Here is a 24,742-nt window from a genome sequence, read left to right as displayed (position 1 = left end):
TTCTTTTCAAGATACATAAGACTAAACGGCCTTTCTCATTTTTAAAAGAGGTTTAACGGCAATAAGCTTATAATTTAACAGCCCTTAACATTTCCCGTTTTCCGGGAGGGCCAGGCAGTTTCTCTACCTGAAAACCTGAAGACAGCATGGCCCGCCTTACACTACCCTTAGCGGCATATGTCACCAGCACTCCTCCTGTTTTCATGGCCTGAAACATTAAAGCAAAGATCTCTTCGGTCCAGAGTTCGGGTTGCACTCTTGCTCCAAATGCGTCAAAATAGATAAGATCATATAACTCCTGATCCCTGATTTCGCTGAATTTCTTCTTTTGTTTACACAGGCTAAAGTACTCGGAGATCTTATGAGCTTTTTCCCATTCAGTTGCATGTAATTCTTGAAAATAATCTGCTTTCTCTAAAGCCTGAGTCACCTCGGGATAATTGAGAAGCTTCACTTCTTCTGAAGGTACCGGATAAGCTTCAACCCCCGTGTAATTGATTTTCATTTCAAGTCTTTCAGCCTCCAGAAAAGTGAGAAACGCATTCAAGCCTGTACCAAAGCCTATTTCAAGAATTGAAAGCTCTGAAGGCTTCTCTTTTTCAAGCAGATGGAAGAGGCCCATTTTCAGAAATACATGCCTTGCCTCCTGTACCGCTCCGTGCTTGGAATGGTATTGCTCATTCCATTCTGGCAGATGTATGGTAATAGAACCGTCGGCAGTCTTTATAATCTTTCTTTCCAAACTATTTTTTTACCAGGACCCCATGGGCAAGAAATCCCAGGGACCTTTTTGGTTCTACTATGGCTTCAATCTCTTCAACAGCCTTTCCGGCATCTTTGGCAAAGTGTTCCTGGTCTTCCACTGAAATCTCTTCTATAAAGGCAATTCCTTCAACAACTACCTCTTTCCCTTCAATATCCTTTGGAACAAAAAAACCATATTCCCTGAATTTAACCATGGGGTCCTCTTCAGTTTCGGGAAGCTCCAGCTTCATCCAGCATCGCTTCATTTTACATACACTGTTCACCTTTGCTGTAAATTTCACCGAAATGGTATCGCCTAATTCCAGTTTCTCATATTGCAGTTTCATCGCTTGCGCAGAAAGGCTATTATTTGCTGAAATCTTCTCACCGAAACTTTCATATTCCTGCTGGTCTGTCTGCAGTAGGGTAAGTTCTGAATTCTTATCAGGTGCTTTCTCTTTACAGGAAATGAACGCCAGGAACAAAACAAGAAGCAAAACAGAAGTTCTCATAACAAATTATATAAATGGCTGAAAGCTTCAAATTTACCAAAACTTTAGATTTTGATTCTTCTTTTAATTAGGTAAATTTGTTGACTTAATTCTCACAATCAAAATCTCACTTCGATGATAGACATACAAAAATCTCCCAAATCTAAAATAGAAAATACCAATTTTGACAATCTTGTTTTCGGGAAGGTTTTCACAGATCACATGATGGAGTGCGATTATATCGATGGTGAATGGCAAAAACCCGTAATTAAACCTTACGGACCTCTTACTCTTGATCCTTCAGCGAGGGTTTTTCATTACGGGCAGGCTGTGTTTGAAGGAATGAAAGCCTACAAGGATAAAGATGACAGGATATGGCTTTTTAGACCAGACGAGAATTTCAAGAGAATCAACAGATCTGGCAAGCGTTTGGCCATTCCAGAATTCCCAAAAGAATATTTCTTCAACAGTCTCGAGGAACTTTTAAAACTTGATAAAGACTGGATAAAAAAAGGTTTTGGAAACAGCCTTTATATAAGACCCTTCGTGATCGCTACCGAAGCCGGGGTTTCAGCCTCAGCATCTGGCGAATATAAATTCATGATCATTTGCTCTCCTGCCCAGGCTTATTACAGCGGAGAGGTTAGAGTAAAGTTTTCAGAGAAATTCAGCCGTGCAGCAGATGGAGGTGTTGGATATGCTAAGGCAGCCGGAAATTACGGTGCGCAGTTCTATCCTACCAATCTGGCAAAGGAAGAAGGGTTTCAGCAGATCATCTGGACCGATGCCAATACTCATGAATACCTTGAAGAAGCCGGCACCATGAATATCTTTTTCCGGATTGGAGATAAACTTATCACGGCTCCTACCAACGACAGGATCCTGGACGGTGTGACGCGTAAAAGTGTGATCACACTCGCCGAAGAATATAATATAGACCTTGAAGTAAGAAGGGTTAGTGTCAAGGAGATCGTTGAAGCAGCCGAAAAAGGTGAGCTAAAAGAAATGTTTGGATCAGGAACTGCTACAGTGATCAACCCAATAGTAGGTTTTGGACATAAGGGCAAAAAATTTGAATTGCCTAAAATGGAAGATTCTTATGCGAGTTTCTTTAAAGACAAACTTATGAAGATCCAGTATAATGAAGCTGAAGATAAATTTGGCTGGAGATACGAGGTAAAATAATATCTTTATAATTGTAAAATTAAATCCCGGCAATACCGGGATTTTTTTTATTTAGGAGGAAAAATAACAGGTAGCCGAAATTCCCTGTCATTTTCTTTTTTATCTGAGGGATTCGCCCTTTTAAAAACAAGGAATCCCCTTTCATCATCTGGAGGATCAAATTCCATACTGCCGGTAAAATTAACAAAGTCTTCGGTCATCCATTCTCCAGCAGCTTTAATATAGCTTTCCGAAAGTTGGTTATTATCCTTATCGAGTAAGACCACAGGCGCATCGGCTTCAAAGAACCAGTACCCTCTTGCCTTACCTCTTATCTTCAATGGAGAACTCACTTCTTTATTAGGTAAAGGTGTTTCAACCTGGATAAGATCTGAGATCGGTACTTCTTTATTTGCCTCAAATTTGAAGGATTCCATCGCCTTCATCAAAGCATCTTTGCTGGAAGCATCCACAATCCCTGAATATCTAACCTCATCAGAACCCATCGGGTCACAATTCTTTATATCCTTCTGCTTCCCTGAATCTGAGTAACATTCGGCTTTAAAGTCTTTAACCCTGAAATGAACAAATATACTTGCAGACCTGCCCCAACTGGAAGGTGGATTCACAAATCTTAAATAGAATGCCCAGGGTTCACCAGATTCAAGTAGGTAAACCAGGCTTTCCTTTTTATTTAGTTCAGGAGTCAATGAAATATTGCCATTCCATTCAGGGAGTGACATCCGTTTTCCCGAAGGACCATCCACCCCAAATCCGCTTGGAAGAATCGCCAGGTAAGCATTTCCCGGTTCTTCGTGAATGGTAAAAGGTGGATTATAACCGGCCTTAGCCGTATACATATTTATCACAGGCACATCACCGGGGAGTTTAGACTCTTGCAACTGCCAGCTTTCGGGATACTCCAGGGAAAAACTCCATTTTTCATTATTATATATCCTGCCGGAAGGCTCTTGATTGTACTCTATGCCTGTATCATCTTGTTTGGCCTCCTGATCTGTGTTCTTCTGATCATTTTTACAGGAAATAATAAGGCATAAAACCAGTAAAAAAACAATCGGTCTCATTTTTTATTTTTAAGATAAAAAACTGGAACCCGGATTATTTTAAAATTCTCTAAAAATCTGGAGGTTATTCTTCTAATATACGGGAGATATCCGGCTTGAAATAGTTAGGCCCTTTAAGCACCTTACCATCTTCACGATAGATCGGTTTTCCATCAGCTCCAAGTTTACTCATATTGCTTGACTGTATTTCATCAAAAACCTCTTCGATCTTATGCTGCATTCCATGCTCAATAATAGTTCCACAGAGAATATACAGCATATCACCCAGCGCATCGGCAACCTCTGCAAGATCATCATTATTGGCAGCCTCGAGATACTCTTCATTTTCTTCTTTCATTAGGTTAAAGCGAAGCATATTTTTATTCCTTCCCAGGTTAGCAACAGGTTTTTCATTTATCCCAAGGCCAAAAGCCGAATGAAATTCTTTTACAGCGGCAATTCTTTTCTTCATATTATTTCAAGCTTTAAAAAGTTAACTTTGCGTAAAAATAACCAAAATGTTTTCTACAGGACAATTGATCTTCGCCGGGCTTTTTCTGATAGCCTTTATCATAGTTATGATATTCAGTTATAGAAAAGACACCAGACTTCATAAGAAATATTACAAAGGAAGCATCTATGTATTAATAGGATTTATCTTTTTTATTCTGCTTCTCTTTCTGATCAAAACTCAGCTTAAGCATTAGTTTCATAAGAATTGACCTACAATTGGTCTGCTAAATTATTTATATTAGCGTAAACTAATCACCACCAACAATGAAGATCCTTAAATATCTTTTCTTTTTATTCCTAATTTTTATCATTGGCGCTTCAATATATATAGCTACCAAAGATGGAGAGTTTCAAATAGAACAACAACAGATGCTCGCCGCACCTCAGGAGGTAGTTTTTAATGAAGTGAACGATTTTACAACCTGGAAAGACTGGGAACCATGGTCCCAGGAAACCGATGATATGATCATTAATTACGGAGACAAGACCAAAGGAGAAGGTGCTTCATATTCCTGGAAAAGTGAAAAAATGGGAGAAGGTGAAATTACCACGGTTAAGGCAAATCCATATTCAAGTATTGATCAAAAAATAAGCTTTGTAACCCCATTCGGGGATTCTAAAAGTGATATTTACTGGCAATTCGATAAACAAGGAGACAGTACCCTTGTTACCTGGGGAATGAAAGGGGAACAAAGTTTCATGGAAAAGGCCGCTTTTACTTTTCAGGATCAAAGCCTTAGTGAAATGATGCTGCCTATGTTCAAAAAAGGTCTTGACAATCTTCAGGCGAAGATCAAGGAAGAAATGGAGACTTACTCTGTAAATATAGATGGCGTCACCCAGCATGGAGGAGGTTACTATATGTATATAACCACGGCCAGCAAGATAAGTCAGGTATCCGAAAGAATGGGGAACATGATCAACGAAGTGGGCACTTATATGGAAAACAATAATATCGAGAAGATTGGCAATCCTTTCGTTCTTTATAATCAGTGGAACGAAGACCAGGGAACCGCCATCTATTCAGCCGCCTATTTTACGCCCAGTGAGGTGGTAACACCTGCAGAAAGTAACGTACTCAATGGCTATATGCCCAAGCAACGAACTTTAAAGACCACATTAAAAGGTGATTATAAGAATCTCAAGGAAGCCTGGGACTCATCTTATGCATATCTGCAGAAGAATGGACTTAAAGCAGATGAAAATTCCCAGCCGTTTGAGGTGTATGTGAGCGGACCGGAAGATAATCCGAATCCAGCAGAATGGATCACACAGATATATATTCCTATTACGCAGGAAAATTCCAGGACTAATGATTAAAAACCTAATACTTGTTTTTATAGGAGGGGGATTAGGCAGCAGCCTGAGATATATTATAAGCAAACATTTAAATGCATCCAGTCTTCTTCCCTATGGTACTTTTATTGTAAATATTCTTGGCAGTCTTCTACTTGGAGCAGTTTTAGGCTATGCTATTAAAACAAATACGCTTAACAATCCTACCAATCTTATCCTTGGAGTAGGTTTTTGTGGAGGCTTCACTACTTTTTCCACTTTTTCATTTGAAAACTACTCTCTTATCAAATCTGGAGACTATTTAAGCTTCTCCGTTTACTTTTTTGGAAGTTTAATTTTAGGAATCCTGGCAGTCCTTTTTGGCATTTTGATCTCTAAACTGTTCTAAATTACCAAAATAGGGTATCAAATCCTCAAAAATATGTTTTTAAAATACATACCCCTATTTTTTTAGGGGTATTTACTTTTTATTTCGTAAAAATAACATCATACCCCCTATTTTTTTAGGGGTGGTTAACATATTTTTATATTTTTGACCAATTCTTAATAATAAATTATGAAAAAAATTGAAGCAATCATTCGGAAGTCAGAGTTCGATGAAACCAAAGAGGCACTCCATGCTATAGGAGTTACCTTTTTCAGTTATTGGGACGTTACCGGGGTAGGTAACGAGAAAGTAGGTCATGTTTACCGGGGCGTTAGTTACAGCACCTCGAATATTCAGAGACGATACCTTTCTATTGTAGTAACAGATTCTTTTGTGGAAAAAACAATTGAAGCCTTACTAAAGGCCGCCTACACAGGGGAAGTAGGTGACGGAAAGATCTTTGTTTCTTCTATAGAGGAAGCTTACCGTATCAGAACAAAAGAGAAAGGCGCAGAATCCCTAAAATAAATTATCAAAGAATCAATTAACTAAGAAAAATTATGGAAGGATTACTTACTGTAAATAATGTATGGATGATGATCTGTACGGGACTGGTATTTTTTATGCACCTTGGTTTTGCATTTTTGGAGATCGGTCTCACCAGACAGAAAAATACGGTGAACATATTATTCAAAAACGTGTTTATTATTACTGTTGGATTGCTATTATACTGCCTCCTTGGCTTTAACCTAATGTATCCAGGGGAATTCAACGGATTTATAGGATTTGCAGGTTTTGGGCTTGACAGTCCGCTTGTGGATGGATCGCTGGACCTGGCCTATAATGAAGGCTATACTTACTGGACAGACTTCCTGTTCCAGGGTATGTTTGCCGCTACGGCAGCAACAATCGTATCAGGCTCTGTAGCCGAACGTATTAAAATAAACAGCTTTTTCATTTTTGTGGTTCTATATGTAGGAATAGTTTATCCAATTGCCGGATCATGGAAATGGGGTGGTGGATTCCTTGATGAAATGGGATTCTATGACTTTGCAGGTTCAACACTTGTGCACTCTGTTGGTGGATGGGCAGCTTTGGTTGCCATTTGGTTGCTGGGTGCAAGAATTGGAAAATTCAGAGATGGAAAGATCTGGGCATTCCCAGGACACAGTATGCCTTTTGCAACAGCAGGAGTACTCATCTTATGGTTAGGATGGTTTGGATTTAATGGAGGTTCTGTACTTTCAGCCGATCCTGAATTAACCTCTTTAACTCTTGTGACCACCTGTCTGGCAGCAGCAGCCGGAGGAGTAGGCTCATTTTTAGTCTCTTCCATTCTTTATAAGAATTATGACATTACCATGTTCCTTAACGGGATCCTTGGTGGACTTGTAGGTATAACAGCAGGAGCTGACCAGATGTCTCCAACCGATGCTGTAATGATTGGAGCCATAGCAGGAGCTATAGTGGTATTCGGAGTTGCCTTGATAGACAGAATAAGACTTGACGACCCAGTAGGAGCCGTGGCAGTTCACCTTATTTGTGGAATCTGGGGGACGTTGGCCGTAGGTATCTTTGGAAACCTGGCCGGTTTTGACCAGTTTATTACACAGCTTATAGGAGTTGCATGTTACGGTGCTATATGTATAGTGGGATCGTTTATAATATTCTATATCATGAAGGTTACCATTGGCATCAGGGTATCAGCCAAAGAAGAAACTGAAGGTCTGGATATCTATGAGCACGGTATGGATGCCTATCCTGATTTCGGATTAAAACAATCTTCTTAAACAAATTTGTTGGTTAAACAAAAAACGGAGCGTTTGGAGGAACGCTCCGTATAAAATAACCGCTTATAATTCTATATGATTAATATCTGATTAACTGAGTCGCCAAACATTAGTTAAATCAAACAAATAACCATTTTCATTATGAAAGCAATTACAACATCAAAATTAGTAAAATTTATCTTTTTACTACCCGTAGCTCTTATGACCTCAACGCTAATTGCACAAGAGGAAGAAGAAGATGCAACCCCTAAATTTACCATAAGTGGTAGCGTGGATGCTTATTTCCGTACAAACTTTAATGGACTGAATAAGTCTGAAGAGATTGTTGGCGGGGATGTTCAAAGTTTCACACCTGCTGCACCTGCCACCTCATTTGCCAATGACCCTGGTTTTGCCATAGGAATGGCCAATGTGATCCTGGGATACGAAGGTGATAAGGTAGGTTTCGTTGCCGACCTGGTCTTTGGACCCCGTGGTGAAGATGCCGTATTTTTATCGGCGCCTTCTACAAACATTGTAAACCAGCTATATGCATTTTATAAGGTGAACGATGCTCTGAAGTTCACGCTGGGTAACTGGAACACATTTCTCGGTTATGAGGTGATCTCACCCGCAGCTAACTTCAATTATTCCACCTCGTATATGTTCTCCTACGGTCCGTTTTCTCATACAGGGATCAAGGCCGATTTCAGCTTTAATGATAACTGGACCGGTATGTTAGCAATAATGAACCCTACAGATTATACTGAATTCAATCCTATAGGAAAGTATTCTTTTGGTGGTCAGCTGGGTTATTCCAATGATGCAGGAAGCGCTTATCTGAATTTATTATACGGGGAGCAATCCCTCTCTGACGATGCTTTATTTCAGATAGACCTTACCACAGGCTGGGATCTTACTGAAAGCTTCTACCTTGGTCTAAATACCACCTATCAGGATACTGAAGGAGTTGGCTTTTATGGTGCCGCATTGTATCCACAGGTTGCTCTTTCAGACAGTTTCGGTATAGGACTGAGAGCCGAATATTTCAAGGAGCTTGAGGATGGCGGAATTGTATACGATGCCGATACCAGTGTTACTGCATTTACCCTGACCGGAAGTTATCAAACCGGTGGATTGATAATTAAGCCTGAATTCAGACTTGATAGTGTTTCAGACGATTATCCTGCATTTCTTGATAGTGACTTAAACCCTTCAAGTGAACTTGCTTCATTTTTGGTTGCGGCTATCTACGCATTCTAAAACTTTTCCTACTTGAATTATACCCCGACTGGTATCTCTGATATCAGCCGGGTTTTTTTTTTATTGGTTTTCTGAATCTGCCTAATTGATTCCTTTAGGCAGTCACTTTCATCACCTGACATCTTCCTTAGTCAGCTTCGCAATAAAGACAGATATTTTTTTAAAATTACAGCAACCGGTTATCCCCTATTTTCCAGGTGATCAAAAATTAATATCCAGAACACTTAAAATTTAATTTAATTTTGGTGACTCATTTTTGGGCATGCAAAGACTTTTTAGATCATATTTTGAATCCTTTAGCGGATTAAGAAAAGAAATCTGGTTACTATCCCTAATCACACTCATTAACAGGGCGGGAACGATGGTTATCCCTTTTCTTTCTCTTTATCTTACAAAAAACAGGGGATTTACCCTTGAGGAAGTGGGCTGGATACTCACCTTCTTTGGTCTCGGTTCTGTAACGGGCTCCTGGCTTGGCGGACTACTCACAGACAAAATAGGACATTATAAAACCATGGCGGGAAGCCTTATACTTTCCTCCATTTTGTTTGTATTGTTACAATTTCCTGCATCTTTCTGGTCTATTTGTATTGGGATATATCTGGTGATGACAGTCGCTGACATTTTCAGGCCGGCAGTTTTTGTTGCCATAAACGCTTACAGCAAACCTCAAAACCGAACACGGTCTATTACACTAATCAGGCTCGCAATAAACCTGGGATTTTCAGCAGGGCCGGCAATTGGAGGAATTATTATTGAAACAGGCGGCTATAGCGGACTTTTCTGGGTAGACGGTCTTACATGTCTGGTAGCGGGTATCCTTTTACTAAGGCTCCTACATCCAAAACGCTCAACTACCGAACCCGAAGATATTGTAGCAAATGCAAAATCTGCCATGAGCGACAAGCTTTATCTCATCTTCATCTTCGCCATGATGCTTTTCGGATTGATCTTTATTCAGTATTTCTCTACCATGCCGCTTTATTATTCGGAATCTCATAAGTTGAACGAATTTGAGATTGGCCTCCTTCTTGGCCTTAACGGACTGATGATCTTTCTTTTTGAAATGCCTCTTATCAAATTCATGGAATCCAGAAGGCATTCCGCAATTGGCTATGTAATTCTTGGAACCCTGCTCACAGGATTCAGTTTTCTTGTTATAAACCTGACTGACTGGGTAGGAGTTCTTGCAGTAGGAATGTTATTAGCAACCGTTGGAGAGATGATAGGTTTCCCTTTTTCAAACACTTTTGCTCTTTCCAGATCTGACGGCAAGAAAAGAGGTTCATATATGGCCTTATACAGTATCTCATTTTCCATAAGCCATATTTTTGGACATAATTCCGGGATGCAGCTTATAGATAATTTCGGCTTTGAGTTTACCTGGTATACCATGCTGGCACTGGCACTTTTTGCCTGTTTACTACTATATATTTTAAAAGCATTATTAAGAAAAGAAATAGCTTAATTCTCTTCCGGCTCTATTTCATCATTATAGAACTTAGATTCTCCTAGATATTTCTTAATGATCTGGTTATACTCCCTTGTAAACTGAAGATCCAGTATTCCTTCAATATTATAAAGGCTTTCCATATCTGAATATCCTGTTTTGAGAAGATCTTCAAGGTAAAGCAGGGCTGTCTCGTAATCCCCATCGGCACCGGCAAGTGAGATGATCTTCAAATAAGCTTCCGGATCATCCTTACGGATGGCAGTGCGCAAAACACTTATGAATATTTTAGTATCTATTGGAATATTAGCCTCTACTATTTGATCAAACTGCTTTTTAGTAAGAAAATCAAGGTAACCATGCAGCCTGTAGGCCATATTGGATTTGGCTTCATTTGAACTTTTTTTCAGTTTATCCAGTTCATCTACCTGATAAGCCCACCAGCCTATATTCTGAAAATTAGCGGTCATGATATCACTCCTAAGCAAATATTCATATTCCTCTATCTGCTGTTTTTCAAATGAGGTTGCCTGCCTGAAATCCCTACGCTGGGACCTGTATCCATTGGTCTTTTTCAGCTCCTTCATACGCTCTTCAATATCATCTTCAAAGCCGAAATCTTCATACTTATCTTCCATCCGATCCAGCTTTTCATAGGCATCATAATAATTACGGGTACGAACTAACTGTTCGGTATATGCAATTTCATTCTGATAGAGTTTCTGAATAAAATCCTTATCCGCACTGCGACTCCCTTTTTTTATAGCTTCAAGGCTAAAGCCTGTCATGGCATTGGAGATAACTGCGGCCTCGGGCCACTGATCCTCCTTTCCAGCAAAATAGTAAACATCTGTCTTAAAGTCCAGATCATCATAGAACCTAAGGTAATCTTCCATTTGATATACCATATAATCTTTATCGCCAGCTACGGCTATAAACATATATGGATTGCTTTTATCAAGATATTGTTGATTGACAAATGAATTCCCAATAGCCATTACTCCGGCCATTTTACGATAAAACATAGGCAATGCAGAAGCCACCTGGGCTCCTTCCCCCATTCCTGCAGTATATACCAGGGCAGGATCTACCGGAAAAGCGCTGAATATGGAATTCATCATGGAGGTTGCCGTTTTTATGATACTATCTATAGGTTCCGATTTAAGATCGATATTTGCTGAAGCGACGAGATACTGTTGTTCTTCAGCTGCTTTCCTGAAAAGATTAGCAGTAGTAGAGCCTCTTCCCTTAGGATCAAAGATGAACACTACCGGCCAGTTCCGCTCTACAGAATAATTGGTTGGAGCATAAAATGCATATGTTTTATTACCGGTTCCCGGAATGGGCAAAGAATCTGTCACGCCCCCCTTAACTATCCTGAACTCCTGAGCCTGTATATTACAAAAGCTAAAGAAGGCAAAAAATGCCAATAGTAGTTTTTTCATAATTATGTAAGAATAAGTCTAAATATAATGAATTGCATCATTAATTATTCCATAAAAAAACCCGCAAGTAACAACTGGCGGGTTTTATTCTTTTAAATGATTTTCAAATTACTCACTCTTAACAGGCTGATATTTCACCTTTGGCTTATCTGGAAAAAACAATTTGGCCATGAGGGAAACTATCACCAGATCTGCAAAAATCAGGAACATCACTCGAACCACTTCAATCCCGGAAAATGATAACCCGGTAAATCCTATTAAACCTGTAATTAATGCAAGTACTAAAAATAACAACGTCTTCCTTTTCATAACTTGATTTTTACTTTCTTTTCTAAAGCAAATCTAACTACGATTTAGACGACTATATCATAAAAGAATTACAATTTAATTTCATTTAACGAAAATAAAACCAGCTGGTAACTCGGTGTTAATATTAAGATTAAAAATCACCCATTTTAACAAAGCCTTTGCTCCTGTTTTTTAATTCATTTTTAAATATTTTAAGTATTATCCCCAGCTTGCTAAGTCTTCAACTTCTGCCTGATCGGGGCATCCTCAATTACATTTGATAAAACGATATGGGTTCTGGTTTCGCCATAAGTTATTAACTGATCGATAAGTTTCTCGAGGTGAACCTGATCATGTAGCACCACTTCCATAATTATATTTTCATTCCCGGTAATACGGTAGCAGTTTATGACCTCTTTGAAAGTTTTTACGGTTTCCAGAAAAGCCTTCAGTCTCCCGGTAAATGCCCTTAAAGTAATAATAGCACGTAGCTGATAACCCGATTTTTGATGGGACAAATGCGTTCGGTAAGATTGGATAATGCCTGCATCTTCCATTTTCTTAACTCGCTCTGCGACGGCGGGAGAGGTAAGTCCCACTTTTCTGCCAATTTCAGAGAAGGAAATCCTGGCATTTTCCTGTAATTGTTCAAGGATAGCCCAGCTTAAATCGTCTATATGCATTTTTAAAGTTTAAAATACTAATTTCCTTTAAATTTAAATATAAATAATCTATCAGACATAAATTTTAAATTAATGTGAATGAAATGAGTAGTAATTTAGAGAAAAAATTGAGCATGGCTTATTTCTCCAGAAATCACGAAAATCGTCGTTCAGCTTTATATTCAAAAGCCCAGGAGATCATGCGCATTTCACGAAGGATCTCTGACTACCTTGTGCCTGATCTCGCCGTGTTGAACGACTCCGGAAATGAAAACGAAAGCGTGTATTTTACGGGTGATATCGTGCGACATTCAAATTCCCTGGTAACCAACATAAGCAAGGCTGAAACAGAATATTTTCAGGATAGTCGAATGAAATATGTAGCTAGTGTAAGTATGTTAACCGAAAGGTTGTATAGAATCTGCGAGAGACTGGAATACACAAATAGCAACGGGAGAGACTTTCTAAAGATCTTAAGACACGAACTTCAGAAGTTCAGGAAACTGCAAAGGATCTGGAAGCTAACTTTGTAACCTAATCTAAATTAATTTCAAGATTGCTTTTCTGCGGAAAACCGATTTTTTCCACGAATTCTTCCCACCGCCTGTCATTTTTTAGGTTTTTCATATATGGATCATCCATAATCTGCACTAAATTAACACTCTCCACTTTATAAGCTTTACCCAGCCATTCAAAGGCCTTATCCTTTTTATTTTGCCAGGCATACATCTGCGCCACCATATACGGATCTTGTTGCCCATATTTAGTCTTAAAAGTTTCGATCGTCTGGTCTGTTTTTTCTCCCGCATATAATATCATTGTGACCATAGCATTGCCATAAGCTTTTAAAAATTCATCCTTTTCTTTTTCCAGGGCTTCCAGAGCTTCCCGCTCCTTTCCTAATTGAGCCAGGATTTCAGCTTTACCAGCATAATCTCCCATGGAATTTGGATAATACAGCATATATTTCTCCTGTGTCTTCAAAGCTTTTTCGTATTGTTCATCAAGAAAGTAGAGATACGAAAGTCTGTAATAATTTATATATTCCAGAGGATCCAGTTCAATAGCCTTTTTGACGATTCTGATTCTGACCTTAATGTCGAGAGTAGGCAACTGAGATACCAGAATAAGTACATCAGGATTTCTTGGAGCCAGTTCCAATGCTTTCTTAAAATTAATTTCTGCCTTAGTATAATTTATATTCCTAAGTGCGATTCTTCCGGCAAAAGCATAAGCTTCGGCATATTCTGGGTCCAGGGAAATGGCTTTATCAATTGCTTTATCAATATCCTTTGCCGCACTTTCCCTATTGATAAAATTCATATTCCTCCTGCTATCCTTAATTATAGCCAGCATTAGCCAGGCAGGTGCATAATTATCATCTATCTCTATAGATTCATTAATGAGTTTATCGGCATTTTCCAAGCTTTCCTGGGTATATTGATTCCAAAGATGTTTCGCTTGCAGGTATTTGTTATAAGCTTCAGTATCCACTTCAGCAATTTCTTTTCCCAAAAGACTTGCTTCAAGATTTTTTGTGACCGCTTCGGCTATCTCATCCTGAATACTGAAGATATCATCCATCTTACGGTCATAGGTCTCAGACCACAGGTGTGCTCCATCATCTACATGGATTAACTGGGCAGTTATACGCAGGGTACTGTCGGCCTTACGAACACTGCCTTCTAAAACATAATTGGCATTAAGCTTCTTTCCTATTTCCCGTATATCAGTATCCTTACCTTTGAAAGAGAAGGAAGATGTACGGCTAATCACAGATAGCTCAGGATTCTTTGCCAGGTAATTCAAGATCTCCTCGCTAATCCCATCTGAAAAGTATTCCTGGTCTTTTTCAGGGCTCATATCGGCGAAAGCCAGAACCGCTACCGATTTTTCCTGATCACTTTCAGAATCGATTGCTGGAATATTTTCGGATTTATCAGGTTTTGTATCAGAAACTTCCGGACCATTACGGGTGTAGGTACCATATACATTAACCGCAAGAAGGACAATTGCGACAATAAGGGCTCCTAAAATTATCTGATTGAATTTTTTACTGGTCTCGCCTGTTATGGACTCATTCCTGGCTACTGCTTTAGTCTTTTTTAACCCATCAGGCGTCACTTCATAAACCCAGGCGAAGATTAACCAGACAGGAAATCCAATGACTAATACCAGTATAAGGGTTCGTAAGGCGCCGGGAGTTGCCTTGAAAGCAGGAAAAACTATGGAGGCCACCTGGACTATCACCCAGGAAACCACCAGATAGGCAAGAGCAGCCTTAAAAACGTTTCGACGTTTTAATTCCTCAAAGTGATTCTTAAAATTCAAACGATATCTCAGATTTTTAGCGCAAAATCGTAGGGATAGTGAAAAGTAGTGATTTATACAATTACCACAAAATCAGCCACTAATAATTTTTAAGTCACCTATTATGAAAAAGGAACTTAAGCAACAACCATAGTAACGGCATCATCTAAAAAAGATTCTTTTATAAAAAATATTCAGATGCTGAAACATTGAGATTATTTAGAGCCGACTTGATGGAGTTTTTCTCCTAAAAGTTTGATTTCAAAAAAATATTTAAGTAGCTACCAAAAGATAAAACCTCACAGGTCTCAGAGAGCTGTGAGGTTTATTAAAGTTAAAAAGATCCCGATATCTCTTCACTCATCGGGATAAGCGATTCGCACAACTTTTCCCTCCGTATGAGGAAAAGTTGGCTCTTTGCTTACATATTTCTTCTATACTGTCCTCCTACTTCAAACAAAGCGTGTGTGATCTGGCCAAGAGAACATACTTTGGTAGCCTCCATCAGTTCTTCAAAAAGGTTTTCATTATGAATGGCGGCTTTTTGAATTCTGGACAAGGCCTCATCAGCTTTACTTTCCTTAGCCTTATGAAGGGTTTGAAGTGTTTTGATCTGATGTTCTTTCTCCTCTTCGGTCGCACGAATCACCTCCCCCGGTGTTACTGTAGGTGAACCTTCAGAACTTAGGAAAGTATTCACCCCAATGATCGGGTATTCTCCACTATGCTTTAAAGTCTCATAATAAAGGCTTTCTTCCTGGATCTTTCCGCGCTGGTACATGGTTTCCATTGCACCTAGTACTCCTCCTCTTTCTGTGATACGGTCAAATTCAGTAAGCACAGCCTCTTCAACAAGATCGGTAAGTTCTTCTATGATAAATGATCCCTGGATTGGGTTTTCATTCTTAGCTAAACCAAGTTCTTTGTTGATGATAAGCTGTATGGCCATCGCTCTTCTCACCGAAGCTTCCGTTGGTGTGGTGATCGCCTCGTCATAAGCATTTGTATGCAAAGAATTACAGTTATCGTAAATCGCATACAGCGCCTGAAGAGTCGTTCTTATATCGTTAAAATCTATCTCCTGAGCGTGAAGCGATCTACCGGAAGTCTGGATATGATACTTCAACATCTGAGCTCTTGAATTCGCTCCGTATTTGTGCTTCAATGCTTTTGACCAGATCCTTCTGGCTACACGTCCAATAACTGCGTATTCAGGATCCACACCATTGGAAAAGAAGAACGAAAGGTTGGGACCAAATTTATTGATATCCATTCCCCTGCTCAGGTAATATTCCACATAGGTGAATCCGTTTGCAAGTGTAAAGGCAAGCTGGGTAATTGGGTTTGCACCTGCTTCGGCAATATGATAACCCGAAATGGAAACAGAGTAGAAATTCCTTACCTTCTCTTTAATAAAGTATTCCTGAACATCACCCATCAGCCTCAGGGCAAATTCTGTAGAAAATATACAGGTATTCTGAGCCTGGTCTTCTTTCAGAATATCAGCCTGAACCGTTCCCCTTACCACACTGATAGTCTCGGCCTTTATTTTTTCATAAACATCCTTAGGCAGGATCTGATCTCCGGTAAGCCCTAATAGCATAAGACCGAGGCCATTGTTCCCTTCCGGCAATTCTCCACGGTATTGCGGACGTTCTATATCATTATCGTCATAGAGTTCTTTCAGCTTAGCTTCAACCTTTTTCTCAAGACCATTCTCTTTGATATATTTTTCGCATTGCTGATCTATAGCCGCGTTCATAAAGAACCCTAGTAACATAGGTGCAGGACCGTTGATCGTCATACTTACAGAAGTCATAGGGTCAGCAAGATCAAAACCTGAATATAATTTCTTGGCATCATCAAGACAACAGATGGAAACCCCTGAATTACCAACTTTTCCGTAAATATCAGGGCGATGATCGGGATCATTTCCATAAAGCGTTACCGAATCAAAGGCCGTAGACAAGCGCTTAGCAGGTAATCCCTGGCTTACATAATGGAATCGGCGATTCGTCCTTTCCGGACCACCTTCCCCGGCAAACATCCTGGTAGGATCTTCTCCTGTTCTTTTAAACGGATACAAACCGGCAGTATACGGAAATTCCCCTGGAACATTCTCCTGAAGGCACCATGCAAGAATATCACCCCAGGCTTTATATTTTGGAAGAGCAACCTTAGGAATTTTAGTATGAGAAAGAGATTCTGTATGAGTCTCTATTTTTATTTCCTTATCGCGAACCTTAAAACTATAGACTGGCTCGGTATATTTAGTCACCTTTTCATTCCAGCCCAAAATGATCTCCCAATTGTAGGGGTCAAGATCCATTTTAATTTTATCAAATTCAGCGAAGAGCAAATCAAGGAATTCCTTTTGGGAGTCTTTAGCAAGCTCTAAAATCTCATCCTGATCAATGCCGTTTTTGTCCAAATATTTGGTCTGATTCTTCCCGAACTCAGTATCGATCCCGGCTACTGATTCTATAGTCTTATAAATTCCATATAATTTCTGAGCAACGCTCACCTGGGATTTTCCCTTCTCATCATAACTTCTGTTATTCTCTGCAATTTCCGAAAGATAGCGAGTACGCTTAGGTGGGATCACGAAAATCTTCTCACTCATTTCCCTGGAGATCTCAAAAGTGGAAGAAAGACCCGAATTGGTCTTCTCTTCTACCTTATCCATAATACTCTTATAGAGGGTGTTCATCCCGGGATCGTTGAATTGAGAAGCAATGGTTCCAAAAACAGGTAAATTATCCAGGTTTTCATTCCATAAGCCATGATTACGCTGGTACTGTTTCTTAACATCTCGCAAAGCGTCCTGGGCGCCTCTTTTATCAAATTTATTGATAGCTACCAGATCGGCAAAGTCCAGCATATCTATCTTTTCAAGCTGGGTGGCAGCTCCAAACTCAGGAGTCATCACATATAATGACACATCGGAATGATCAAGGATCTCTGTATCGCTCTGCCCGATTCCTGAAGTCTCAAGAATAATAAGGTCATAATCGGCAGCTTTAAGTACTTCAACTGCTTCGGCTACATATTTTGAAAGCGCCAGGTTGGCTTGTCTGGTTGCAAGCGAACGCATATATACCCGCTCGTGATTGATGGAATTCATTCTAATCCGGTCACCAAGCAATGCTCCACCGGTCTTTTTCTTTGAAGGATCTACCGAAATGATCCCGATATGTTTATCAGAGAAATCCATCAGGAATCTCCTCACCAGTTCATCTACCAGACTTGATTTTCCTGAACCTCCGGTTCCAGTAATTCCAAGTACCGGAACTTCTTTTGTTTTAATACCCCCATTTCTGAATGACTTTTCGAAATCATCTGGTCGGTTCTCGGCCAGAGAGATGAGTCTGGAAATGGTATTGACGTTTTTGTTTTCCAGGTTCTTTTGAACCTTTTCAGGTTCTTTCAAACAAGGAACTTCATTATCCACTCTTTTGATCATATCATTGATCATCCCCTGGAGTCCCATCTCGCGTCCATCATCGGGAGAGTAAATACGATCTACCCCGTAATCCATCAGTTCTTTGATCTCTTCAGGAAGGATCACTCCACCACCACCTCCAAAGATCTTGATATGGCCTGCTCCTTTTTCATTCAGGAGATCATACATATATTTAAAATATTCTATATGCCCTCCTTGATAGGAAGTCATGGCTATAGCATGTGCATCTTCCTGAATTGCACAGTTCACAACCTCTTCCACGCTTCGGTCATGACCTAAATGTATCACTTCCACTCCGGTAGCCTGAATAATACGACGCATGATATTAATGGCCGCATCGTGCCCATCAAAAAGAGATGCTGCGGTTACAATTCTTATTTTATTTTTAGGTTTATAGGGATTTTGTTGTTCCATTTCTAATTATTGGAGTTTTTTGGAGGTGCAATTTACGAAAATTGTAAAATTTAAAGCTCTTATTTAGTAATAGTATAATAATCCTTCCGGGCAGATCAAAATGCTTTTAAATGTTTAATTTTAGTCAGCAAAATCAACATGGCATGTCCAAATTCACTTTGCTAATTCATTGCCCGGACACTTCCGGAATTATCGCAAGCGTCACTTCCTTCTTTTATAAGCATAAAGGTAATATAATCTATATCGATCAGTATGTTGATGTAGAAAATAAGATCTTTTTTATGCGTCTTGAATGTGAGTTTGCCAAACCTGTAAAAATCAAGGAGCTAAAGAAAGAGTTTGAAGAAACTATTGGTAAGCCATATCAAATGTCCTGGCATATTTATACTGCCAGCAGTAAACTGAATATGGCGATTTTCGTTTCTAAATACGACCACTGTCTCTATGATATTCTGGGAAGGTACAGATCTGGTGAATTGGATGTAAATATTCCTGTAATAATCAGCAATCATAAGGACCTGGAACATATCGCCAGAGGTTTTGATATTCCATTTTATCATATTCCTGTAATAAAGGGACAAAAAGATAAAGCCGAAAAACAGCAGAAGGAGTTACTGGAAAAAGAGAATATCGATTTTATTGTTTTAGCCAGATACATGCAAATCATCTCTCCTAAAATGATCAAGGCCTTTCCGAACAGGATCATTAACATACATCACTCATTCCTTCCTGCATTTGCGGGAGCCAAACCCTATCACTTTGCTTATAAAAGAGGTGTAAAGATCATTGGAGCAACCTCTCACTATGTAACAGAAGAACTGGATGCGGGCCCCATCATAGAACAGGATATCACACGAATTTCTCATAGCCACTCGGTAAAAGATCTGATCCTGAAGGGCAGGGACCTGGAAAAAATAGTCCTGGCACGGGGAATCAAGCTTCATATTGAACGTAAAACCCTTGTATTTAATAACAAGACAATTGTCTTCACCTAAGCCAGGCTCATAATCAAAATTGATTGTTTTAGTATTATTATAACTTTTGACGATCTGTTTTTAGATTCCCGATCTATATATTTGAGGAAACAAGATCCTCATGAAAAAACTACTAGCCCTTTTTGGAATATTAATTTTAACCTCCTGCGCCGAACTACAGACTATTGCTTCACAATTTCCCCAGGGAGTTACCGATGCTGAAATAAGCTCAGGTCTTAAGCAGGCCTTGCAATTTGGAATAGATAAAGAAGTTACCAAACTGGCCAAGGAAGACGGTTTTTTCAGCAATGAACTTGTTAGAATAGGTCTGCCGCCCGAACTCCAGAAAGTGGATAAAACCCTAAGAGATGTTGGCCTCGATGCCCTTGCTGATGAAGGTTTAAAGGTTCTTAACCGTGCAGCCGAAGACGCGGTGAGCGAAGCGATCCCGGTATTTGCCGATGCAGTTACAGGAATCACATTTGCCGATGCCCGTAATATTCTTATGGGCGGGGAAGATGCCGCAACCGTTTACCTCAACAATAGAACTGAACAGGAATTATACAATCGTTTCAATCCAATCATTAGCAATTCACTGGATAAGGTAGGAGCCACCCAGGTATGGAAAAATATCATTGAGAAATATAATTCTCTACCTGTAACTTCCAATGTAAATCCAGACCTGCCAGATTATGTAACTAATGAAGCTCTGGATGGGGTTTTTTTAATGATTGCAAAGGAAGAAAAGGAAATAAGAAACAATATTTCAGCAAGAACTACCGACCTTCTAAGGAGAGTATTCGCGGTTCAGGATCAGTAAGATTTTTCCTCTAATTTTTAATATTTTAACACTTTCCCGGCTTACACCCGGTCATTTTAAAATAAGCTTAACTGTGCATTATCATTATATAAGCTACTGCCTGCTTAGCTTTGTAGCAATGTTGAATGATTAAATGAAGCAGACCCTACAAAATTATGTTTAGAATTTTTGAAAATAAGACCAGAGAAGAACGCCTGTGTGAAAAATATTCCAGGCTAATGCAGCGTGCATACAAATTAGCTTTGACCGATAAGGAACAAAGCGATCGGCTTAACTCACGTGCAAAAAAAATTCTCGACGAACTCCACCGTATGGACTGTCAATTAGTTGACTCCAAATGAAACCTCTTGAAGTAATCCATAGCTTCTAAGAGCCGACTACCATACCAGCTGAAGTATTCCCCATCCACAATCTGAACCTGCCTGGAATAAGGCTTAAAACCTTCTTTATGCTCTTCTTTAAAAGGAAAAGGTTCTGAAGACAGCATACAAATATCGATTTCCATTTTACTCAGCTCTTCAAAATTTGTTTCAGGATACCGCTCCTGGGTAAACACATTCTCGAAATTATTAAGCGATAGCATAGAATCTATAAAAGTTCCTTTTCCTGATACCATCAGAGGATCTTTCCAGATGAAGTATGCGACTTTTCGTTTGGGAGAGGCAGTAGCTAGTTTTTCAACAACTTCCGCTTTTTTCCGGATAGAATCGGCAAGAGTTATTGCCAAAGCTTCACAGTTAAAGATCTTACCATACTGCGAAATAAGGGCATATGAGTCATTGAGATTGGCTACATCCGAGACATGAACGGGAGCGATCTTTTCAAGCTCTTTAACCATCTCTTTTGTATTCTCTTCCTTATTACATAGAATAATATCGGGGTTCAGCTCTTTAATCTTCCTAAAATTGACCTTTTTGGTCCCTCCTACTCTTGCCTTAATTTGTTTTAAAAATGGAGGATGAATACAAAACCGTGTAATCCCCATTATAAATTTCTCCAGACCAAGGTCAAAAAGAAGTTCTGTCTGGCTGGGAACTAGAGAAACGATCCTTCTAGGCGTAGATTCAAATTTGATATTACGTCCTAATTGATCGCGTATTTCCATAAAATTTATAATTTTTCCAGCTCCTGAGCCATCTGGATTTGTAATGCTTCTGCCTTGGCACCGGCTATTTCAGCAAAATTTGAAGAATCTGAAGCATAGATTATTTTCCTGGAAGAATTTACCAGTAATCCAACATTTTTAGTGATCCCATATTTGCAAACTTCCTCAAGACTTCCTCCCTGGGCGCCTACTCCCGGAACCAGTAAGAAGTTCTCTGGAATTATCTTTCTGATATCAGCAAGATATTCAGCCTTGGTGGCACCAACCACGTACATCAGATTTTCAGAATTATTCCAGCCTTTAGAAGTTTTGATCACTTGTTTATAAAGCTCCTCATTATCGGTCTGTAAAGTCTGAAAATCATACGCGCCCTCGTTAGAAGTTAGCGCTAGCAAAATTGTGTGTTTATTGGTGAATTCCAGAAAGGGTTCCACCGAGTCTTTCCCCATATAAGGGGCAACAGTAACAGAATCAAAGCCCAGGTCCTCGAAAAAAGCCTTCGCATACATACGCGAGGTATTTCCTATATCTCCTCGTTTCGCATCTGCTATAGTATATATTTCAGGATATTCGGAATGCAGGTAATCGACCGTCTTTTTTAAAGCTTTCCAGCCATCAACACCTATGGCTTCATAGAAAGCGATATTTGGCTTGTAGGCCACACAATATTTATGAGTAGCATCGATGATTGCCTTATTGAAGCTGAACACCGGATCCTCTTCAGAAAGCAAGTAGGTAGGGATCCTGTCAAGATCGGTATCCAAACCTACACATAAAAAAGATTTTTTCTTGAAAATTTGCTGGGTCAGCTCTTTAGAAGTCATTTATCAGTATTCAGTAATTAAAAATCGAAATATAAACTTAAAAGGTTTTCTTTCAAAAATTCAAAATTCTACTTTCAGCTTATAGCTTTAAGCTTCCCAATTAAATAATATCTGAGTTTTCCTTAAGTTTTTCAGTGTTTTCAGCTAATCGCAATTCATCAATGATCTTCTGAATATCACCATTAACGATGTTTGAAAGATCGTAAAGTGTAAGGTTTATCCTGTGATCGGTCACCCTTCCCTGCGGGTAGTTATAAGTCCTGATCTTCGCACTACGGTCACCGCTTGAAACCATTGAGTTTCGCTTGGCAGCATCGGCTTCCTGCTTCTTGGCAAGCTCCATTTCATAAAGCCTGGAACGAAGTACACGGAAAGCTTTTTCCTTATTCTTATGCTGTGATTTCTGATCCTGACACTGGGCAACTAATCCCGTAGGTTCGTGAGTAAGACGTACAGCTGAATAAGTAGTGTTCACTGACTGACCTCCGGGACCTGAAGAACAGAAATAATCAATTCTTACATCTTTAGGATCTATCTCCACATCAAATTCTTCAGCTTCCGGCAGGACCATTACAGTAGCAGCTGAAGTATGAACCCGGCCCTGGGTTTCGGTTTGTGGTACACGCTGTACACGGTGCACCCCGGCCTCAAATTTCATAGTCCCATAAACCTCTTCCCCAGTTACTTCAAAGATCATCTCTTTGAATCCGCCGCTGGTACCTTCGCTAAAATCAACAATATTATGCTTCCAGCCTTTGCTTTCAACATACTTGGTATACATCCTGTAAAGATCCCCTGCGAAGATACTGGCCTCGTCGCCACCAGTACCTGCACGGATCTCGATCACCACGTTTTTGGCGTCTTCAGGATCTTTAGGGATAAGCATCATTCTTATCTTTTCCTCCAGTTCGGGAAGCTGTTCCTTTGCTTCTTCAAGCTGAAGTTTGGCCATTTCAGTCATTTCAGGATCGCTGCCATCTGATATGATCTCTTCGGCTTCCTTTATATTTTCGGTCAAACGCATATATTTCTCGCGCTCATCCATCAAAGCCTTAAGGTCTTTATATTCTTTATTTAATTCAATATATCGCCTCTGATCTGATATCACATCCGGCTGAATAATCAAATCGTTCACCTCATCAAACCTCTGTTTTACGATATTAAGCTTCTCAATCATATAATCTTGCTGATTTTAGGAAGCAAATTTACGATAATTTGGATGAATTGTAAGAGAAAGCTTTAAAGGCTTTCCAATTCACTTACTGCCTCATGACTTCTGGAAAGGGAAGAGAATTTCACCAGCCCGGCAATACCTATAATATAAAAGACCCGATCTGGAAAATAGAACTCCGAGAATTCAAGATAATAGGCTATGAACGAGGTTATGTCTGAAAACACCAGGCAAAGTGTTGCTGCAGTATAGAAAAATGAAGTGTTATTGGAATAACGATTACTATAGGAGATAGAAGCAATAACCATAATTATCATTGACATTCCGTAGATGTAAAAGAGAACATCCAGATATGGATATTTAAATCTTTCAGGCACCATGTCTACCAGCATTACCAGCATTGCCAGGTTTAGCCCCAAAACCATTACAAATATGAATTTCTGAAAAAGGTTGGTTTTAAGCTTTTTTAGTTCGGGTGCGATCACCATAACAAACAAGACATAGGCAGAAATTCTGGATATAAAGGCAAAGGCATTACCCGTGGTATTTTCGTAATGGAATAAGAGAAGATCAGAAATAAGCAGAAAGGCAAATGCGCCAATCATTCTTTTACCGGAAAAATTTTGCCAAAGTAAAATGAGAAAGAATATAAACGTACTAATTAAGCGCGCCCACCTGTTCGCATCCTGATCATACTCATATATCACAAAACAGTTCGCCACTAACAAAATCAGTGTAACCACCGACAAGAAAGACCTGGGTAACATTATTTTTTTGATTGGTTTAAAAAACTTACGAGAAAAGGAACGAAATGGTTTTAAAAAAGATCAATAAAAAGACTTCGGGAATCCACATTATAAGATTCATTGATAATTTCTAATAACATAATGAATATTTATTTTTCCTAAATTGAAAGACTTATGACCTTCATCCAAAACTTTTTATTCAGATTAAAATTATCTTTCCAATTCTACAGGAAACTGATCATTAGTTCTACCAGCCTATGTTTAATACTTATCTTTTTAGGGAATGCTTTAGAAGCTATCCTTCTTGTTAAACTCTTTTTAATTGGATTGATCTTTCTACAGAAAGCTTTTTTTGAGGCTAAAGACAGCCTTCTCTTTTATAAAAATTTTGGGGTCAGT

Annotated in this window: 25 protein-coding genes; 12 read left to right on the top strand and 13 right to left on the bottom strand. The window is 39.3% G+C overall.

Going from position 1 to position 24,742, the window contains the following annotated elements:
* Nucleotides 1–67: 67 nt before the first annotated feature.
* Nucleotides 68–742, bottom strand: a complete 675-nt coding sequence (gene mnmC2, locus NE848_RS07150; RefSeq protein WP_252111902.1) for a tRNA (5-methylaminomethyl-2-thiouridine)(34)-methyltransferase MnmC2 — start codon at nt 740–742, stop codon at nt 68–70.
* Nucleotide 743: 1 nt separating this feature from the next.
* Nucleotides 744–1,256 (bottom strand): DUF4920 domain-containing protein, encoded by a 513-nt coding sequence (locus NE848_RS07145; RefSeq protein WP_252111900.1) that lies wholly within the window; start codon nt 1,254–1,256, stop codon nt 744–746.
* 114 nt (nt 1,257–1,370) lie between these two features.
* Between NE848_RS07145 and NE848_RS07140 the strand changes: the two genes are divergently transcribed.
* Complete coding sequence (locus NE848_RS07140; RefSeq protein ID WP_252111898.1) at nt 1,371–2,420, top strand: branched-chain amino acid aminotransferase; 1,050 nt, start codon at nt 1,371–1,373, stop codon at nt 2,418–2,420.
* Nucleotides 2,421–2,467: 47 nt separating this feature from the next.
* On the opposite strand, the gene NE848_RS07135 is transcribed toward NE848_RS07140, so the two are convergent.
* Both NE848_RS07135 and NE848_RS07130 read right to left on the bottom strand, forming a co-directional pair.
* Nucleotides 2,468–3,484, bottom strand: a complete 1,017-nt coding sequence (locus NE848_RS07135; RefSeq protein ID WP_252111896.1) for a Gmad2 immunoglobulin-like domain-containing protein — start codon at nt 3,482–3,484, stop codon at nt 2,468–2,470.
* Nucleotides 3,485–3,548: 64 nt separating this feature from the next.
* A complete protein-coding gene (locus NE848_RS07130) occupies nt 3,549–3,935 on the bottom strand; it encodes a nucleoside triphosphate pyrophosphohydrolase family protein (protein ID WP_252111894.1) in 387 nt (128 codons plus the stop codon).
* 46 nt (nt 3,936–3,981) lie between these two features.
* On the opposite strand from NE848_RS07130, the gene NE848_RS07125 reads away from it, so the two are divergent.
* From NE848_RS07125 to NE848_RS07095, 7 genes are all read left to right on the top strand, one after another.
* Nucleotides 3,982–4,170, top strand: coding sequence for a hypothetical protein (locus NE848_RS07125; protein ID WP_252111892.1), 189 nt, complete (start codon nt 3,982–3,984; stop codon nt 4,168–4,170).
* 70 nt (nt 4,171–4,240) lie between these two features.
* A complete protein-coding gene (locus NE848_RS07120) occupies nt 4,241–5,296 on the top strand; it encodes an SRPBCC family protein (protein WP_252111890.1) in 1,056 nt (351 codons plus the stop codon).
* Nucleotides 5,292–5,660: a fluoride efflux transporter CrcB gene (gene crcB, locus NE848_RS07115; protein ID WP_252112121.1), complete on the top strand. Its 369-nt coding sequence runs from the start codon at nt 5,292–5,294 to the stop codon at nt 5,658–5,660. The genes NE848_RS07120 and crcB overlap by 5 nt, the downstream gene beginning before the upstream one ends.
* Nucleotides 5,661–5,828: 168 nt before the next feature.
* Entirely contained in the window at nt 5,829–6,167 is a 339-nt protein-coding gene (locus tag NE848_RS07110) for a P-II family nitrogen regulator (protein ID WP_252111888.1), read from the top strand.
* A gap of 32 nt (nt 6,168–6,199) precedes the next feature.
* Nucleotides 6,200–7,429 (top strand): ammonium transporter, encoded by a 1,230-nt coding sequence (locus tag NE848_RS07105; RefSeq protein ID WP_252111886.1) that lies wholly within the window; start codon nt 6,200–6,202, stop codon nt 7,427–7,429.
* 141 nt (nt 7,430–7,570) lie between these two features.
* The gene (locus tag NE848_RS07100; protein WP_252111884.1) at nt 7,571–8,671 is read left to right on the top strand and encodes a porin; all 1,101 of its coding nucleotides are present in this window, start codon (nt 7,571–7,573) and stop codon (nt 8,669–8,671) included.
* A 262-nt stretch (nt 8,672–8,933) separates the two neighbouring features.
* Complete coding sequence (locus NE848_RS07095; RefSeq protein ID WP_252111882.1) at nt 8,934–10,139, top strand: MFS transporter; 1,206 nt, start codon at nt 8,934–8,936, stop codon at nt 10,137–10,139.
* Here the strand turns inward: NE848_RS07095 and NE848_RS07090 are convergent.
* The 3 genes from NE848_RS07090 to NE848_RS07080 all read right to left on the bottom strand — a co-directional run bounded on the left by NE848_RS07090 (nt 10,136) and on the right by NE848_RS07080 (nt 12,537).
* A complete protein-coding gene (locus tag NE848_RS07090) occupies nt 10,136–11,566 on the bottom strand; it encodes a hypothetical protein (RefSeq protein WP_252111880.1) in 1,431 nt (476 codons plus the stop codon). The two genes, NE848_RS07095 and NE848_RS07090, sit on opposite strands and share 4 nt — an antisense overlap.
* 108 nt (nt 11,567–11,674) lie before the next feature.
* Nucleotides 11,675–11,875 (bottom strand): DUF1328 domain-containing protein, encoded by a 201-nt coding sequence (locus NE848_RS07085; RefSeq protein ID WP_252111878.1) that lies wholly within the window; start codon nt 11,873–11,875, stop codon nt 11,675–11,677.
* Nucleotides 11,876–12,087: 212 nt separating this feature from the next.
* Complete coding sequence (locus tag NE848_RS07080) at nt 12,088–12,537, bottom strand: Lrp/AsnC family transcriptional regulator (protein ID WP_252111876.1); 450 nt, start codon at nt 12,535–12,537, stop codon at nt 12,088–12,090.
* Nucleotides 12,538–12,620: 83 nt separating this feature from the next.
* Between NE848_RS07080 and NE848_RS07075 the strand changes: the two genes are divergently transcribed.
* Nucleotides 12,621–13,049 (top strand): hypothetical protein, encoded by a 429-nt coding sequence (locus tag NE848_RS07075; RefSeq protein WP_252111874.1) that lies wholly within the window; start codon nt 12,621–12,623, stop codon nt 13,047–13,049.
* Between the two features lies 1 nt (nt 13,050).
* Here NE848_RS07075 and NE848_RS07070 read toward each other — a convergent pair whose 3' ends face one another.
* Both NE848_RS07070 and NE848_RS07065 read right to left on the bottom strand, forming a co-directional pair.
* Nucleotides 13,051–14,847, bottom strand: a complete 1,797-nt coding sequence (locus NE848_RS07070; RefSeq protein ID WP_252111871.1) for a hypothetical protein — start codon at nt 14,845–14,847, stop codon at nt 13,051–13,053.
* Nucleotides 14,848–15,247: 400 nt separating this feature from the next.
* Nucleotides 15,248–18,703 carry a methylmalonyl-CoA mutase family protein gene (locus tag NE848_RS07065; RefSeq protein ID WP_252111869.1) on the bottom strand — a complete coding sequence of 1,152 codons (3,456 nt, stop codon included), beginning with the start codon at nt 18,701–18,703 and terminating at the stop codon, nt 15,248–15,250.
* Nucleotides 18,704–18,846: 143 nt separating this feature from the next.
* On the opposite strand from NE848_RS07065, the gene purU reads away from it, so the two are divergent.
* The 3 genes from purU (at nt 18,847) to NE848_RS07050 (ending at nt 20,838) form a co-directional block, all read left to right on the top strand.
* Nucleotides 18,847–19,698 carry a formyltetrahydrofolate deformylase gene (gene purU, locus NE848_RS07060; protein ID WP_252111867.1) on the top strand — a complete coding sequence of 284 codons (852 nt, stop codon included), beginning with the start codon at nt 18,847–18,849 and terminating at the stop codon, nt 19,696–19,698.
* A gap of 100 nt (nt 19,699–19,798) precedes the next feature.
* Nucleotides 19,799–20,497 (top strand): DUF4197 domain-containing protein, encoded by a 699-nt coding sequence (locus NE848_RS07055; protein ID WP_252111865.1) that lies wholly within the window; start codon nt 19,799–19,801, stop codon nt 20,495–20,497.
* A 155-nt stretch (nt 20,498–20,652) separates the two neighbouring features.
* The gene (locus NE848_RS07050; RefSeq protein ID WP_252111863.1) at nt 20,653–20,838 is read left to right on the top strand and encodes a Lacal_2735 family protein; all 186 of its coding nucleotides are present in this window, start codon (nt 20,653–20,655) and stop codon (nt 20,836–20,838) included.
* Here NE848_RS07050 and NE848_RS07045 read toward each other — a convergent pair.
* The 4 genes from NE848_RS07045 to NE848_RS07030 form a co-directional block, all read right to left on the bottom strand.
* On the bottom strand, nt 20,817–21,602 hold the full coding sequence (locus NE848_RS07045) for an ABC transporter substrate-binding protein (protein ID WP_252111861.1): 786 nt from the start codon (nt 21,600–21,602) through the stop codon (nt 20,817–20,819). The genes NE848_RS07050 and NE848_RS07045 overlap by 22 nt on opposite strands.
* A gap of 5 nt (nt 21,603–21,607) precedes the next feature.
* Nucleotides 21,608–22,426, bottom strand: a complete 819-nt coding sequence (gene pyrF / locus NE848_RS07040) for an orotidine-5'-phosphate decarboxylase (RefSeq protein WP_252111859.1) — start codon at nt 22,424–22,426, stop codon at nt 21,608–21,610.
* Between the two features lie 100 nt (nt 22,427–22,526).
* Nucleotides 22,527–23,603, bottom strand: a complete 1,077-nt coding sequence (prfA, locus tag NE848_RS07035) for a peptide chain release factor 1 (RefSeq protein ID WP_252111857.1) — start codon at nt 23,601–23,603, stop codon at nt 22,527–22,529.
* Between the two features lie 62 nt (nt 23,604–23,665).
* Entirely contained in the window at nt 23,666–24,202 is a 537-nt protein-coding gene (locus NE848_RS07030) for a hypothetical protein (RefSeq protein WP_252111855.1), read from the bottom strand.
* Between the last annotated feature and the right edge of the window lie 540 nt (nt 24,203–24,742).

The organism is Gramella jeungdoensis (assembly GCF_023805255.1).
In the GTDB taxonomy this organism is placed as follows: domain Bacteria; phylum Bacteroidota; class Bacteroidia; order Flavobacteriales; family Flavobacteriaceae; genus Christiangramia; species Christiangramia jeungdoensis.
This window is presented reverse-complemented; position numbering and strand designations above follow the sequence as displayed.

Excerpts from the sequence above, each read along its gene's own strand:
- NE848_RS07145 (WP_252111900.1), bottom strand. The coding sequence starts at position 1,256 with ATGAGAACTTCTGTTTTGCTTCTTGTTTTGTTCCTGGCGTTCATTTCC.
- NE848_RS07140 (WP_252111898.1), top strand. The coding sequence starts at position 1,371 with ATGATAGACATACAAAAATCTCCCAAATCTAAAATAGAAAATACCAAT.
- NE848_RS07135 (WP_252111896.1), bottom strand. The coding sequence starts at position 3,484 with ATGAGACCGATTGTTTTTTTACTGGTTTTATGCCTTATTATTTCCTGT.
- NE848_RS07130 (WP_252111894.1), bottom strand. The coding sequence starts at position 3,935 with ATGAAGAAAAGAATTGCCGCTGTAAAAGAATTTCATTCGGCTTTTGGC.
- NE848_RS07125 (WP_252111892.1), top strand. The coding sequence starts at position 3,982 with ATGTTTTCTACAGGACAATTGATCTTCGCCGGGCTTTTTCTGATAGCC.
- NE848_RS07120 (WP_252111890.1), top strand. The coding sequence starts at position 4,241 with ATGAAGATCCTTAAATATCTTTTCTTTTTATTCCTAATTTTTATCATT.
- NE848_RS07110 (WP_252111888.1), top strand. The coding sequence starts at position 5,829 with ATGAAAAAAATTGAAGCAATCATTCGGAAGTCAGAGTTCGATGAAACC.
- NE848_RS07105 (WP_252111886.1), top strand. The coding sequence starts at position 6,200 with ATGGAAGGATTACTTACTGTAAATAATGTATGGATGATGATCTGTACG.
- NE848_RS07100 (WP_252111884.1), top strand. The coding sequence starts at position 7,571 with ATGAAAGCAATTACAACATCAAAATTAGTAAAATTTATCTTTTTACTA.
- NE848_RS07095 (WP_252111882.1), top strand. The coding sequence starts at position 8,934 with ATGCAAAGACTTTTTAGATCATATTTTGAATCCTTTAGCGGATTAAGA.
- NE848_RS07090 (WP_252111880.1), bottom strand. The coding sequence starts at position 11,566 with ATGAAAAAACTACTATTGGCATTTTTTGCCTTCTTTAGCTTTTGTAAT.
- NE848_RS07085 (WP_252111878.1), bottom strand. The coding sequence starts at position 11,875 with ATGAAAAGGAAGACGTTGTTATTTTTAGTACTTGCATTAATTACAGGT.
- NE848_RS07080 (WP_252111876.1), bottom strand. The coding sequence starts at position 12,537 with ATGCATATAGACGATTTAAGCTGGGCTATCCTTGAACAATTACAGGAA.
- NE848_RS07075 (WP_252111874.1), top strand. The coding sequence starts at position 12,621 with ATGAGTAGTAATTTAGAGAAAAAATTGAGCATGGCTTATTTCTCCAGA.
- NE848_RS07065 (WP_252111869.1), bottom strand. The coding sequence starts at position 18,703 with ATGGAACAACAAAATCCCTATAAACCTAAAAATAAAATAAGAATTGTA.
- purU (WP_252111867.1), top strand. The coding sequence starts at position 18,847 with ATGTCCAAATTCACTTTGCTAATTCATTGCCCGGACACTTCCGGAATT.
- NE848_RS07055 (WP_252111865.1), top strand. The coding sequence starts at position 19,799 with ATGAAAAAACTACTAGCCCTTTTTGGAATATTAATTTTAACCTCCTGC.
- NE848_RS07050 (WP_252111863.1), top strand. The coding sequence starts at position 20,653 with ATGTTTAGAATTTTTGAAAATAAGACCAGAGAAGAACGCCTGTGTGAA.
- NE848_RS07045 (WP_252111861.1), bottom strand. The coding sequence starts at position 21,602 with ATGGAAATACGCGATCAATTAGGACGTAATATCAAATTTGAATCTACG.
- pyrF (WP_252111859.1), bottom strand. The coding sequence starts at position 22,426 with ATGACTTCTAAAGAGCTGACCCAGCAAATTTTCAAGAAAAAATCTTTT.
- prfA (WP_252111857.1), bottom strand. The coding sequence starts at position 23,603 with ATGATTGAGAAGCTTAATATCGTAAAACAGAGGTTTGATGAGGTGAAC.
- NE848_RS07030 (WP_252111855.1), bottom strand. The coding sequence starts at position 24,202 with ATGATTGGCGCATTTGCCTTTCTGCTTATTTCTGATCTTCTCTTATTC.